Annotated in this window: 12 protein-coding genes; 6 read left to right on the top strand and 6 right to left on the bottom strand. The window is 58.9% G+C overall.

Annotated elements, in window-relative coordinates:
- Window positions 1–8: 8 nt before the first annotated feature.
- A complete protein-coding gene (locus tag NI000_RS13285; protein WP_375540969.1) occupies window positions 9–989 on the bottom strand; it encodes an ABC transporter permease in 981 nt (326 codons plus the stop codon).
- Window positions 990–1,269: 280 nt separating this feature from the next.
- Entirely contained in the window at window positions 1,270–3,552 is a 2,283-nt protein-coding gene (locus NI000_RS13280) for an AraC family transcriptional regulator (protein ID WP_253411237.1), read from the bottom strand.
- 189 nt (window positions 3,553–3,741) lie between these two features.
- Here NI000_RS13280 and NI000_RS13275 point away from each other — a divergent pair, with 189 nt between their 5' ends.
- From NI000_RS13275 to NI000_RS13265, 3 genes are read left to right on the top strand one after another with little or no spacing between them, the layout of a single operon-like run.
- The gene (locus NI000_RS13275; RefSeq protein ID WP_253411235.1) at window positions 3,742–4,824 is read left to right on the top strand and encodes a hypothetical protein; all 1,083 of its coding nucleotides are present in this window, start codon (window positions 3,742–3,744) and stop codon (window positions 4,822–4,824) included.
- A complete protein-coding gene (locus tag NI000_RS13270) occupies window positions 4,821–5,582 on the top strand; it encodes an N-acetylmannosamine-6-phosphate 2-epimerase (RefSeq protein WP_253411233.1) in 762 nt (253 codons plus the stop codon). Before NI000_RS13275 ends, NI000_RS13270 begins: the two co-directional genes overlap by 4 nt.
- Window positions 5,560–7,134, top strand: a complete 1,575-nt coding sequence (locus NI000_RS13265) for an FAD-dependent oxidoreductase (RefSeq protein WP_253411231.1) — start codon at window positions 5,560–5,562, stop codon at window positions 7,132–7,134. Before NI000_RS13270 ends, NI000_RS13265 begins: the two co-directional genes overlap by 23 nt.
- A gap of 788 nt (window positions 7,135–7,922) precedes the next feature.
- Here NI000_RS13265 and NI000_RS36750 read toward each other — a convergent pair.
- The 4 genes from NI000_RS36750 to murQ all read right to left on the bottom strand — a co-directional run bounded on the left by NI000_RS36750 (window position 7,923) and on the right by murQ (window position 11,018).
- Window positions 7,923–8,045, bottom strand: coding sequence for a hypothetical protein (locus tag NI000_RS36750; RefSeq protein ID WP_301292488.1), 123 nt, complete (start codon window positions 8,043–8,045; stop codon window positions 7,923–7,925).
- 68 nt (window positions 8,046–8,113) lie between these two features.
- Window positions 8,114–9,070 carry an ROK family protein gene (locus NI000_RS13260; protein ID WP_253411229.1) on the bottom strand — a complete coding sequence of 319 codons (957 nt, stop codon included), beginning with the start codon at window positions 9,068–9,070 and terminating at the stop codon, window positions 8,114–8,116.
- Window positions 9,063–10,028, bottom strand: coding sequence for a DUF4434 domain-containing protein (locus NI000_RS13255; RefSeq protein ID WP_253411227.1), 966 nt, complete (start codon window positions 10,026–10,028; stop codon window positions 9,063–9,065). Before NI000_RS13255 ends, NI000_RS13260 begins: the two co-directional genes overlap by 8 nt.
- A 72-nt stretch (window positions 10,029–10,100) precedes the next feature.
- Complete coding sequence (murQ, locus tag NI000_RS13250) at window positions 10,101–11,018, bottom strand: N-acetylmuramic acid 6-phosphate etherase (RefSeq protein ID WP_301292487.1); 918 nt, start codon at window positions 11,016–11,018, stop codon at window positions 10,101–10,103.
- Between the two features lie 206 nt (window positions 11,019–11,224).
- Here murQ and NI000_RS13245 point away from each other — a divergent pair, with 206 nt between their 5' ends.
- The 3 genes from NI000_RS13245 (at window position 11,225) to NI000_RS13235 (ending at window position 14,116) form a co-directional block, all read left to right on the top strand.
- Entirely contained in the window at window positions 11,225–12,355 is a 1,131-nt protein-coding gene (locus NI000_RS13245) for a mandelate racemase/muconate lactonizing enzyme family protein (RefSeq protein ID WP_253411223.1), read from the top strand.
- 69 nt (window positions 12,356–12,424) lie between these two features.
- Window positions 12,425–13,219, top strand: coding sequence for a M55 family metallopeptidase (locus NI000_RS13240; protein WP_253411221.1), 795 nt, complete (start codon window positions 12,425–12,427; stop codon window positions 13,217–13,219).
- A gap of 36 nt (window positions 13,220–13,255) precedes the next feature.
- Window positions 13,256–14,116: a MurR/RpiR family transcriptional regulator gene (locus tag NI000_RS13235; RefSeq protein ID WP_010495463.1), complete on the top strand. Its 861-nt coding sequence runs from the start codon at window positions 13,256–13,258 to the stop codon at window positions 14,114–14,116.
- Window positions 14,117–14,158: the final 42 nt, after the last annotated feature.

Below are 14,158 nucleotides of genomic sequence, written 5' to 3'. Positions count from 1 at the left end.
GACGCAGCCTAGAATACGCCGTCGTCGCCGAGTTTTTTGGCTATGTAGTTGGCCGACAGTACGAGCACGAGCCCAACGGCTCCTTTGAACAAGCCAACCGCTGTTGCGAAGCTATAGTCCGACTGTCCGATCCCTTTGAAGAACACGTACGTATCGAGGATGTTGCCGATTTCCATGTTAAACGGATTGAGCAGAAGGAAGATTTGTTCGTATCCGGCATCCATGACATGTCCAAGCCGCAGGATGAGTAGAATGACGATCGTATTGCGGATGGCCGGAAGCGTAATGTGCCACATTTGGCGGAACCGTCCGGCGCCGTCCATCGTTGCCGCTTCATAGAGCTGCGGATTTACGCCGGCCAGAGCCGCAAGGAACAGAATTGTTCCCCAGCCCGCTTCCTTCCAGATCACCTGAAGGATGACGATCGGCTTAAAATAGCTCGGATCGGTCAAGAACGGAACCGGCTGCGCAAGGCCGAATCCTTGCTTGAGGAGATCGTTGACGACGCCATTTCCTTTCAAAAAAATCGTGCAGATCCCGATGACGACGACCCACGACAGGAAGTGGGGGAGGTAAATGACCGATTGGACGATGCGCTTATAGATTTGGTTGCGCAGCTCGTTCAGCATCAGGGCCAGCACGATCGGAACAGGGAAGGCGAATACGATTTGCAGAAACGAGATCGACAAGGTGTTCCACAACACCTGCACGATTTCCGGATCTTCGAAAATCCGGGCAAAATGCTTCAAGCCTACCCACTCGCTGCCCGCAATCCCTTGAAATGGGCTGTAATCGATGAAGGCCATATACAGCCCCGCCATGGGGACATAGCGATAAATCAGGAAATAGGCGATGCCGGGCAAGCCGAGCAGCAGCAGGTACCGGTCCTTCCATAGCCGAGCCCGCAAACGTCCGAGACCGCTCAGGGAAGCGGTCTTGCGGGTAGCGGGTGAGGAGTGGGGATGGGGGGGCAAGGTGCTCAAGCACATTCCTCCTTGGGCCGCAACGAACCGGAGGCGTTTACATTCCGACGGTTGCGAATCGTTGTTGTTGATCCGATTATCCGGGAATGGGCCGACTCACGGCAATGTTCCATTTTTCATGGGTATGACAAAAAAGGATAAAGATCCGCAAAAAAGGAAAAAGCCGCGAAAGCGCGTCATGACGGGATTTATCGTTATGGGGGAACGGCGATGACAAGAAAAAAACGCCGTTCGGAAGGGCCCGAAACATCGGCGTTTGAAGGAAAACAGCAGGGGCGGAAGAGCTTCAAGCGCCCCGAAACCGCTTGCGGTATTCGCCCGGTGGAAGCTGCTCGTATTGCTTGAACACTCGGGTAAAATTTTGAACGGAGGTATAGCTGAGTCTCTCCGCAATATCTTTGATCGGCATCTCGGTATGCGCCAGCCATTCTTTGGCCTTGTCCATCCGGAACCGGATGAGATAATCGATAAAGTTCATCCCCGTCTCTTCCTTGAACATGCGGCTGAGCTGGGAAGGAGAGATATGGAGCCGGTCGGCCAATTGCTGAAGCGACAAATCCGTATCGAAGTGGCTGTGGATAAACCGGATGACATCGGCGGCCATGCGCTGCTGTTTGCCGGTATGCGCCAGCTCCAGCCGTTCGGCGATCGAGGGAAATACCGTGCCCGCCAGCCATTCCGCCACTTCGTTCATCGTCGTCATTTCGTACAGCCGCTTGTAAGGATCTTCTCCGAACACCTCGTGCGGGGCCAGCTCCAGTTCCTGCATGTAGAGAACCAGCTCGCCGATCAGGTGGGCGAACAAGCCGAGCGCCGCATTGAAATGCCGGACGAATTGCGGCATGTCCCGTACCCATTCGTGCAGCAGCTCTGCAGCTTCGTCCGCTTTTCCCTGCATGACGGCGGTAACGATCAGCTTCTCCCGTTTGATGATATCGCTTGCAAGCTGGTTTTCAGCCGGAACGACCTGCTGCGGCGTCAGCAGCTTGCCCGGTCCGTACAGCAGCCGGTAGCCGAGCAAGTCCCGTGCCTCCCGGTAGGCGTCGTTGATGTCGCGATACGTCAAGACGGGGTGAGAGCAGGCGATCGTTACGGAGAATTGGAAATATTTGCAGGAAGTGTCGAGCAGCTTCTGCGCCGCAAGCAGCAGGTTTTCCAGTGCGGCGTCGCCTTTTTCGAGTCCGACGATCAGCGCCATTTGGCCTGGCATGGTAATGCCGGATGCGCAGGAAAACCGCTCTTCGAACACTTCCTCTGTCATTTTGCGCAGGGCGAACATCATGAGGGACCGGTCTTTGTCTTGGTACTGCTGCTGAAAGCGGGCATAGTCATCAATATCGAGCAGGCACACCGCATACCGGCTGCCCCGGAGCTGGAAGCCGAACGTCTGCCGTACCCGTTCCGCCTCGTTGCTGTTCATTTCACCGCGCAGCAGCTGATGCACGATCGTTTCTTTTAGATATGGCGATTGCTCATTTAACTGCCGGCGCAGCTGCTCGTTCGTTTGGAGCATCCCGGTCACGTAGGCATCGAGCGCATGCCACTCGTTGCTGGACGCAGCGGGGGAATCGTCGCGAGACGGGGGCAGAAGCCGCTGCAGCAGATGCTGTACGGGACCATACATCCGGGTGGAGCCGAAGCGGGCAATCAGCGTCCAAAAAACGGCGAGCAGCAGCACGATCCCGAACGTCGTCACCTGAATCCGGTCCGCTTGCCGGGTCAGCTCCTTCTCGGGCGTCATAGCCACATGCGTCCACCGCGTATAATCCGACTGCCGGACGGTGAGCTGGTACTTCTCTCCGCCGATGTCCGTCTCTGCGGGCTTGCCGGAGTAGTACCGAGGTAAGCCGCCGGCGAACAGGGCAGGCCGGGTGCCGATTTCCCCGGGCGTCCTGCTGATCAAGACAACGCCTTTCTCGTCGAAGACGTACAGCTTGCGGTTTCCCCCTAAGGGAACATGCGCGGCAAAATCGGCCAGCTTGTCCTTTTGAATATGGAGCACCAGAATTCCGCTTCCCTGCGTGTCGGAGAAAATCGGTACCGGTCGTAAATAGAGCAGCTCGTCCTGCCCTGGATAGGTGTCGGGCGCTATGATCTCGGAGCGGAAATGAGGCGGAATCCGGTCAATAATATTGCGGTAAGCGAATTCATTAAACTCGATGAAGCCGTGTTTGCTGGAATACACTTTGCCGAATTTCAAAAAGATGACGGAAACGTCATATTGAAACTCGGAAATGCTCCGCTGCTTTTGAATCGTATCGGCCAGTTCCTGCATTTCGTCCAAATATTTGCCGGAAGACCCAAGCTGCACCGCTTGCTCCAAAGCCCGGTGATTGGCGAGCTGAATGGAAGCTTTATCGAGCCCGGCCCAGAACGAATCGACCTGGCGCTGCATTTCTTGTAAAACGATCTGCTGGTTTTGGTTGACCTCGTCTTGAATGGCCACGGCCGCCATGCGCGCAAGGACGGTTCCGGTCAGTATGACGGGCAGCAGGCTGATGACGAGGGAGTAAACGAACAGCTTCCTTTTAAAAGATGTATTGCGAAACCATGGGATCGGTCTCCACATGGACTTGCACCCCCGGCTGGCCTAAAGTTATTCTCTCTTTTTCTCTATTGTTACATTAAGAGTAGTCTGTCCGGATGCGGACTGTCAAGGAAGACGCGGGAAAATTTCTCCATAAAACAAAAATATTAGAGGAGAAATCCTCCATTTTATGATATAGTAATGGAGAATGCAGTCAGAGGAGAGTGAGTCATGGATTCCATCGTTTCATCCTTGGTGCGAACTTTAACGACCTATTTTACGGATTGGCTTGAACAACAATCGGACGGCAGCCTCGGCATCCGGGATGACGAGCTCGGCGCTTTGGCGAGCTGCTGCACGACGGGTCAGGTCGCGGCCTTCTTCGTTCTGGATTATCGTTTGCATGGAGGAGAGGGACTTGGCATCGCTTCGGGCTTAGCGGCGAACGTGCTCAAGCGGCAGCGGTCGGACGGGGCGTTCGGCCAGCCCTATTACGTCAAGCACGGTGACCCGGAAACGGTTGACATCGCCGAAATCGGCGCGGTGGCGAACAGCCTGTATCTGCTGCACCGTCATACCGGCTCTGAAGAAGCGAAAGAAAGCCTGATCCGGTCAGCCCATTATTTGCTTACGGAAGTCGCGGCGGAGAAGCCCGGGGCTGTCTATAAAAATCCGAATGCGCGGCATCATGACGTGCTGAACGGAGATATGTACGCGGCGCATACGTTCGCCCGGGCGTACGAGTTGCACGGGGACGCCCCCCTGCTGGAGCAGACCGTCCGTGTATTCCGCCACTTGATCGAGCGGTTCGGCAAGCACGAGCCCGATTGGTGGCCATACATCGAGCACTGGGACGGAAGCGTTGCGATGGGCAACAGCGTCAGCTATCAGGGGATTATCGTCGCTTTTGCGGCCACGGCGCTGCCTCTGCTCCCGCAGGAGCTGCAGCGGCAGTGGCAGGAGACGGCGGAAGCGGCGGTGCGCCGGATGCTGGCTGCCATGAAGGAAGGGCCGCACGACGGCAACGAAGCACCGTGGTGGTGCAGGGATTGGAGCAATGTGTGGGAGATCGACTTGGCGTTCACCCGATACGCTCATCTCCCCGAAGCCCGCGATTATGCCGAAGGCCGTTTGAAGGAGCTGAACGGCCGGCTCACGCGGGAGGGCTGGTCGGTGTTCACGCCGAAAGGCTTGCAGCACGATCCGGAGCGGGCTCCGGTCAGCACGACGTTTCGGAAAGCGGCGACGTTCGCCGGTATTTTGGCCTCCATGAAGCTGGACGATTCTTGGGGCATCGGGAGGGAGAATCAATGACATCTATCGGACTAAAGCGGCTGCCGATGCCGCCCGGGTTGATCGTATCGTGCCAGGCGTTTCCTGGGGAGCCGCTGTACGGCGAAGGGATTATGGCCCGCATGGCGAAGGCGGCGGTTATCGGAGGAGCGGTGGCGATCCGCACGAATGGCGTAGACGACATCCGCAGCATCAAGGCTGCGGTACAACTCCCCGTGATCGGGCTGCTTAAGCGGGATATTCCGGGCTCGGAGATTTATATTACCCCCGAGTTGGAAGACGTGGAGGCGATTCTTGCGGCCGGAGCCGATATCGTCGCGCTTGATGTGACGAACCGGGAAAGCCGGCTGGAGCGGGTTGTTCCGCTGCTGGAGCGGATTCGCGAAGCGGGAGTGCTTGCGATGGCCGACGTGTCCACGGAAGAGGAGGGGCTCGCCGCCGAGCGACTTGGCTTCGACATCGTGTCGACGACATTGTCCGGTTATACGCCGTACAGCCCGCAGACGAAGAAGCCGGACCTGGAGCTTGTCCGGCGGTTATCCGCCCGGCTGACCGTTCCGCTTGCTGCGGAAGGTCGCATTTTTAGCGCCGAAGAAGCCGAAGCGGCGATCGAAGCGGGAGCGACGTTCGTGGTCGTTGGCGGAGCCATCACCCGCCCGCAGCTCATCACACAGCACTTTGCTGAGGCCGTAAACAGCCGTTTGGATGGTCTGGAAGCGGGGGCGGCACAGGGGAAGCGCAAAGGAGGTCCGGGCTATGAATCGGCAGTACGGATGTGACATTGCCGTGATCGGCGGCGGGATCGGAGGCTGTGCCGCAGCGCTTGCCGCGGCGGAAGCCGGAATGCGGATCGTGCTTACGGAGGAGACGGATTGGATCGGCGGACAGTTCACGAGTCAAGCCGTTCCGGCGGACGAGCACCGCTGGATCGAACAGTTCGGCAGTACCCGCAAGTACCGGGAGTTCCGCAACCGCGTTCGCGGGTATTACAAAGCGAACTATCCGCTGACTGCGGAAGCGATGCGCAGCGACCGGTTCAATCCGGGGATGGCCAGCGTCAGCCGCCTCTCCTGCGACCCGCGCGTCGCTCTGTCCGTGCTGAAGGATATGCTCGCTCCGCATATCCATGCGGGACGAATCACGCTGCTGCTCAACGTTCGCCCGACAGCGGCGGATACGGACGGCGATACGGTCCGCTCCGTCACGCTGGAGCATACGCTGTCCGGCGACCGTGTCGTCGTCGAAGCACACTACTTGCTTGATGCGACGGAATGCGGCGATCTGCTGCCGCTGACCGGCACGGAGTACGTGACGGGCGCCGAATCGCGCCGGGATACCGGGGAGCCGCATGCGCTCGAAGGGGAGCCGGAGCCGCTCGACATTCAATCGGTGACGTGGTGCTTCGCTCTCGATTACCGCGAGGGAGAGGACCATACGATCGAGAAGCCGGCGGCGTACGAGTTCTGGCGCAGCTATCAGGCTCCGTTTCAGCGGGACCGGATGTTTAGCTGGACGCCGCTGAAAACGAACGAGGCGGTGAAACGCTTTTCGCTGTTTCCCGAAACCGGCGCTTTTTCGTTATGGGATTACCGGCGGATTGCCGACCGGTCGCAGTTTGCCCCGGGGGCGTTCGACAGCGACTTGACCCTCGTCAACTGGCCGCAGAACGACTACTGGCTCGGCAGTGTCTATGAGGTGTCGGAAGAAGAGCGACGGCGCCATTTAGAAGGGGCTAAGCAGCTGAGCCTTAGCCTGCTGTACTGGCTGCAAACCGAAGCGCCCCGGCCCGACGGCGGGAACGGGTATCCCGGCCTGCGACTGCGCGGCGATGTGACGGGGACGGCGGACGGACTGGCTAAGGCGCCGTACATCCGCGAATCCCGCCGCATCCGGGCGGAGTTTACGGTCAAGGAGCAGCATATCAGCCCCGAGGCTCGCGGAGCGAACGTCGGCGCGGAGCCATTCCACGACAGCGTCGGTATAGGCAGCTACCGAATCGACCTGCACCCGACGACAGGCGGCCGCGAAGGCTTCTATATCCCAAGCCTGCCGTTTCACATTCCGCTCGGCAGCCTGATTCCGGTGCGGATGGACAATCTGCTGCCCGCCTGCAAAAACATCGGCGTCACGCATTTGACGAACGGCTGCTACCGTCTGCACCCGGTAGAGTGGAATATCGGCGAAGCCGCAGGTGCGCTGGCCGCATACTGCTTGCAGCGGGGAGTCTCTCCGCGTCAAGTACGCCGCGATTCGGCCCGGCTCGCCGACTTCCAAAGCGCGCTGGTTAGGCGCGGCGTGGAGTTGGCGTGGCCCGTCCTGGGGCCGGTGTAGCCGTGGGGCATGGGGCGGCGGTGGTTTGTTAGGGGGGCTATTGTGAGTGGGCTCTTGTTGCAAGCCGGTTATCGACCGGTTGCAGCGACACGGGGGGCGCTTGGTTTGGAGCGGGTCATCTACCGAGCGGTTAGCAAATGGCGGTCTGCTTTGTGCGCCTTTCGCGTCACGGATAATTAATGAAATGAATTATTAATTGTATTAATTTTATAAATAGCCATAATTTCATCCGACGTTTGCTGAGAAAAACTTATTAAAATATACAAAGAAGATCATCCGTTTGATCAATAATGTGCGTTCTGAGAAGCTTGGTACAGGGAGTTCTGAGTGGAATCGGAAGAAGCATTACCGTCAAGTTAACGGGGACCAGTTAAGCTGCGGCAGCACAGGTCGTAGTAGTTCATTCGCAAGGGAGCGAGCCATTACCGCTGCGTAAGCCGGGAGGGCTCGCTTCTTTCTTGGACATCGTCCAAAAGAACATGAAACGGACCAACAAAAAATTGGTCCGTCAAAGGCTGAAAATAGAGGAACTGTGGTGAGTTATACGAAACGTTGGAACGATTGTGAGAGTATAGAGGAGATCAGGTGCTTTAAACGTGTCGAAAAAAGTTATACTCCTTCAGGATGGCGGCGATAAGTGATCACAGGTGCTCTATTACGATTAGGTAAGCCAATTTAGGTGGAATAACGCATGCCAGTTCCTCTAAATATTCAGAAGGGACTAGAAAGGTTGAGAAATGCAGCTGCCGCAAGCGCCACATAGGCGAGTGAAGCCATCTCATGCGAAACTACAGCTGCGGTTCCGGCTTCCCCGAAGGATGGGAAGCGAACGCGCCCTTATTCATCCAAGCGAAGTAGGTCAATAGTGAGGCCCTCTCAATCAAGCGGAGCAGGGCCAACAGTGCTACCATTCTTCATTCAGGCGTAAGAGACGGTCCAATGGCTTCGGCCCGGTCTTCTTTGCTCAAGTATCCTTAGCTTAGACGTCTTCATCCGATCTGCCGCCACTCAGCCGGTCCCATGCAAGCTTGGCGGCCCCGGCGACGCCTGCGGCGTTGCCGAGCTCGGCCGCAACGATAGGCGTTTCGCGGTATACCGGCATAGCGCGTTCACGGACGATCCGGCGGATCCGTCCCAGCAGCGCGTCGCCTTGGGCGGTGACGGCTCCGCCGAGCACGATCGCCTGCGGATTCAGCACATGCGCGAGGCTGATAAGACCGACCGCCGCGTATTCGGCGTATTGCTCAATGATGGCCGAAGCGCCATGATGTCCCGCCGCTGCCAGGTCAAAAATCGATTTGGCGCCGTCCGGCAGCTCTTCGCCGCGAAGTCCTGCTTCGGCTGCGAGCCGAAGCAGCGCGGTTACCGAGGCGTACTGCTCATAGCAGCCGGATAGGCCGCAGTTGCAGGGCTGGCCTCCCCAAGCGATAACCATATGGCCGAAGCCCCCGGCAAAGCCGCTGCCGCCGTAGTCCGGCCGTCCATCGATAATGCGCGAGCCGCCGACGCCGGTACCCAGCGTGACGCAGATGAAGTCGCGGTACGGCCGTCCGGCTCCGAGCCATGCTTCACCGACGGCCATCGCGTGCGCGTCGTTCGCCACGGCGACCGGCAAGGAGGAAGCTTGCTCCAAGGCATCGCGCAGCTGCAGTCCGGTCCAGCCCGGCAAGTTCGGCGTGGCATAAGCGACCCGTCCGCTCAGCGGCTCAACGTAGCCGGCTGTGCCGACGCCAATGCCCGCAGGCAGCAGGCTGGCCGATGCGGTGTGCACATGGAAGTCTTCGATGATGGCGCGCAGCCTGCCCAGCAGCGCATCGCGTCCTTGCTCCGCTTGAGTCGGGGTAACCGTATGCTTCAGCACCTCGCCGCTGTCGTCTACAATTCCCGCTTTGATGTTCGTGCCTCCCAAATCAATACCCAAAACAACCTTACGCATGAGACGAACGCTCCTTACCAGGCGTACGCAGACCATTCCGGTCCAGAAACGCGATATAATCTTCGTACAGCTTGACGGACGATTCATGCCCTGCGTGAACCGGACTGCCGGGCTTGTTCATCATACCCAGATATTGATAGCCGAGCACTTTGTCCACCCAAGGCGATACGGTCATCAATTGCCGCTCGATCCGTTCGAAGTCAGGAGGGTAGAGTACCTTCCCTTGAAAACGGAATAACTCCACGTCCGCCCAAAGCGGCTTGCCTGCCCGATCATGCGCTTCCCGCAGGGAGGCGAACGTTCGTTTCGCCTCCTCGTGGGTCGTCCGGTTGACGCCGAGCTCGTCCTGATAGGCGATGTAATCGACCTCTAGTGCACGAAGCTGCGCGACGAAACGGTCATCAGCTTTTACCGTGCGGGTGCCGTAAGGTGCGATCAGCACCTTGCTCGGGCCATGCTTGCGGCACAGATTGGCCAAATCGTTCGCATACGCGATATAGTTGTCCGGAAAATATTCGCGGATCGCCGCTTCCACAGGGAAATACCAACCGGCAAAGGAAGGATGGTGCCCGTATTTCTCCGCCAGCTCCTTCGCAACATCGATGCGCAGGCGGGAATAATCGCCGTCGAGCGACAGCTGACCCATAATCGGCGTCGTGAAAAAGCCGAGCCCGAGGTACAACGAGACATTCAGCTTATCTCCCGCGGCCAGCACTGCTTCGAGCGGATCTGGGCAGACGGTATCCCAGCGCCAAGGCATCACTTCCGACGGATAGAACGCTTTGCCGTACAGCGCCACGCTGAGCAGGACGAAGGTATCCATGCCGGTTTCCGCCATTTCCGTCATTTTCAGCTCCCAATCGTGTGCTGTAAACTGCTGGGTCGCCGCGTTCCAAGTGTCGCCTTCATATGGATTGCAATGGTAAAAATCGAACCACGTGCCCGTGATCGGTTTCATCGGCCGTTCCTCGCTTTGCTTGAAATATGGGGGGACTCTAAGCCTCATAACGCTCACCGCTCCGCGCGCGAATCACGCATCCTCCCGCGCGAGCCGGAGCGCCTCCCGCACGCTGCCGCCCGCCTGTCGCAGCAGGCGGCTTGCCCGTCCGGCATCCGGAGCCGGACCGAGCAGCATAACGATGGCGGTCTTCACATCGCCGCCCGTCTGCCGCAGCGTGTGCGCCGCCGCCTCCGGCTTGGCGCCGGTCGCCATCTCGACGATTCGCTCCGCCCGGCGCAGCAGCTTGCCGTTCGTCGGCTGCATGTCAACCATCAGGTTGCCGTACACCTTGCCGAGGCGGATCATCGTTACGGTGCTGAGCATGTTCAGCACCAGCTTTTGCGCCGTGCCCGCTTTTAAGCGGGTGGAACCGGTGACGACCTCCGGTCCGACCGGTACTTCGATAACGGTATCGGCCAGCGCGCCGATCAGCGAGCCGCGAACGCAGCTCACGGCAACGGTGGCTGCGCCGACCTCGCGCGCGTAGCGCAGCGCGCCGGCGACATAAGGCGTCCGGCCGCTGGCGGCGATGCCGACGACGACGTCCCGCGGCGAGAGCCCGCGGGCTTCAAGATCCTCCGCGCCGCCTTCGGCCCGGTCCTCGGCGGCTTCGTCGGCCTGCAGCATGCCGCTTCCTCCGGCCATGACGGCCTGCACGAGGTAGGGCGAGGTGCCGAAAGTCGGCGGGCATTCGTAGGCATCAAGCAGCCCGAGTCTGCCGCTCGTGCCCGCTCCGACATAAAACAGCCTGCCGCCGCCTCGGATCGCTTCCACAATGACGTCCACCGCGGCGGTGATGTCGGCCAGACTTTCTCCGACATGACCGGGCACCGACCGGTCGGCTTCATTCATATAGCGGACCAAGTCCGCCGTTGTCATCAAATCCAGTTCGGGAGCCTGCGGGTCCCGGGTCTCGGTTTCGAGTCGGTCCGTCTCGTGCGCGTTCATAGGTCACCTGCCATCGGGTTCGTTTTGAAAAAATGCTCCTTAAATGAACTTCAGTCTGGAGATCAATTCCATTATATAAGGAGCAAGCGCTTTCCGTAAACCTTTTTTTGGGAGAAAAATTCCTCATTGTATTAAAAAAATGAAGATAATCTCTATTGCGTATAGTATAATGGAACTAGTACTTGCGAACATAGGGGGTTCCTGTCATGATCCGCATTTCCGCCATTGACGTATTCCCGCTCCGCCTCCCGATGAAGCAATCGTTCCGTATCTCCCAAGGAACGGTCGGCGCCGTATCCGCCGGAGCGCCGCATGTATATGTCCGCATCACGGGAGACAACGGCGTCGAAGGCTGGGGGGAAGCGCGACCGAGTCCCCGCTGGAGCTACGAGACGCCCGAATCCGTATGCAGCGCCGTTTCCAACTACCTGAGGCCGGTGCTGCTCGGGCAGCGCGCCGACGACTTGGCGGCGGTTCACAGGATGATGAACCGCGAGCTCGCAGGCAGCCTTCATCCGGGCCAGCCGATCGCCAAGGCGGCCGTGGATACCGCGCTTCACGATCTGATCGCCCGCAGCTACGGTCTGCCGGTAGCGGCACTATGGCAGTCGGGCTTCTCGCACCCGGTCCGCCTGTCTTATCTGATCAGCACTGACAGTCCGGAGGAAGCCGCGCACAAAGCGCGGGAGGCCGTGGACGAAGGCTACACCGGCGTCGATGTAAAAATCGGGCTGAATCCGGCGAACGATCTGGATATCGTCGCGGCGGTGAAGCAGGAAGCGCCGAAGTTATTTTTTCGCGTGGATGCGAATCAGGCTTATCGTCTCACGCAAGCGATTCAACTGGCCAAAGGTCTCGAACGCATCGGCGTCGACGTGCTTGAGCAGCCGCTGCCGGCCAATCAGCTCCACGGTCATGCCGAGCTGCGCCGCAAGGTTTCCATCCCGATCGCGCTGGACGAGAGCGTTTGGTCGCCGAGCGGTGTACTGGAAGCGCTGCGCAGCGAAGCTTGCGATTCCATCGTCATCAAGCTGACGAAGATGGGCGGCCTCCGCGGCGCCAAGCTGTGCGGCGAGATCGCCCGGGAGAGCGGGCTCGGCTTGCTCGGCGGCGGGCTGACGGAGTCGAAGCTCGGGCTGGTTGCCTCCGCGCACCTGTTCCGTTATTTGGAGCTGACGGACCCGGTCGATCTGAACGGACCGATGTTCCTGAAAGACGACGCCGTTGAAGGAGACTGGCCGATTCGCAGCGGCGAAGTCGTCCTGCCGGAAGGTCCGGGGCTCGGCTGCCGCATCTCGGAAAGCAAGCTGCAGGACTACGCTGCCGACGACTCATAAGATAGGCAAGCTCCGGCGCGCATTGAAACGGACCGATCCATTGCCATAACAAACAAAGGGGAGCATCGTATGAAATTTTACGTCAGCTGCGATATGGAAGGGATTTCTGGCGTGACGGTGAGGGAACAACTGGTAAGGGGAGAGCCGCTGTACGAGGAAGCGCGGCGGCTGCTGACGCTGGAAACGAATGCCGTGACGGATGCGCTGCTGGACGCGGGAGCGACCCGGATTATCGTGAAGGACGCTCACGGAAGCGGCTTTAACTTCATTCCCGAGCTGCTGCATCCGGGGGCCGACTACGTGATGGGCGCGACCCGGGTCGAGAATCGGTTTCCCGGTCTCGACGAAACGTTTGACGGCGCGCTGTTGATCGGGTACCATGCGATGGGAGGGACCCCTCTGGCTGTGCGGGACCATACGATGACATCGCAAGGGTGGCAGTCGCTCCGGCTGAACGGCCGGCCGATCGGCGAGATCGGGCTGGATGGGCTGTTGTTCGGCTTGCAGGGTGTCCCGGTGCTGTTCGTCTCCGGCGATGACAAAACGTGCGTGGAAGCCACAAACGAGCTTCCCGGCGTCGTCGCGTACGAGACGAAAACGGCGCTCGGCCGGCATGCCGCCTTGATGAAAGCGCCGCAGCGGGTACGCAGCGAGCTGCAGGCAGCGGTGCGCCGCGCCATAGAGAACGGGAACCGTCCGAAGCCGCTCCGCCTTAAGGGGCCGTACGAGCTGACGATCCGTTTTCTTCATACCGAACAAGCCGACGCGCGCAGATATGACGGAATAACAGCCGAGAGGACGGACGGGTTGACCGCCGTTTACAAAGCAGACCATTTAACCGGACTGCTGGCAGCGGCATTCTGACCGATGAAACGAATACGATAAAAAAGGTGGTTAGTTATGAACAAACAATCAATCGGCGCGAAAGCGCTGCTGTGGATCGAAAGCAACTACAACTCGCTGACGAAGGCCGAGAAGAAGGTCGCCGACGTCGTCCTGCAGGATAAAGAAAAAGTCGTCTACAGCTCCGTGACCGACTTGGCCGAGATGGCTGCGACGGGTGAGACGACCGTACTGCGGTTTTGCCGGAAGCTCGGCTTTCGCGGTTACCAGGAGTTTAAGCTGGCAGTCGCCCAAGACCTCGTCAGCCCGAGTGAGAACGTGCACGGAGCCATTGACGAGAACGACAAGATCGGCGAAATCGCCCAGAAGATCACGTCCAGCAACAGTCAGGCGCTGAAGGACACGATGAGCCTGCTGCAGGAAAAAGAGCTGCAAAAAACGGTCGATGCGCTGCTGTCCAAAAAACGGATTTTCTTTTTCGGCGTCGGGTCGTCCGGCGTGACGGCCATGGATGCGCAGCACCGCTTCATGCGGCTTGGCTTTCAAGCCTTCTGCGCGAACGATGCCCATATCATCACGATGAACTGCGCTTTAACGGGGCCGGACGACGTGGTCGTCGGAATTTCGACCTCCGGAAGCACGAAGGATCTGGTCGACGCCGTACGGATAGCGAACGAAAATGGCGCCACCATCGTCTGCTTGACGAACCACGCCCGCTCGCCCATTACCCAATACGCCGACGCCGTGCTGCTCGCTTCGTCTAAAGAAACGCCGCTGCAGGGAGGAGCCTTTGCTTCCAAGCTTGCACAGATTCATGTGCTCGATATTTTATCGACCATTGTGGCTCTGCGGCGCAAAGCGGAAGCGTTCCAAGCGATCGAGAAAACGGCCAAATCCGTGGTCGACAAACTATATTAGAAAATAAATTCATAAAATTAAATAAAAAAGGAGGAAATCTCC

Origin of the sequence: Paenibacillus tyrphae, assembly GCF_024158745.1 — a bacterium.
Taxonomy (GTDB): domain Bacteria; phylum Bacillota; class Bacilli; order Paenibacillales; family NBRC-103111; genus Paenibacillus_G; species Paenibacillus_G tyrfis_A.
The sequence above is the reverse complement of the archived record's forward strand: the minus strand, read 5'-3'. Positions and strand labels throughout refer to the sequence as shown.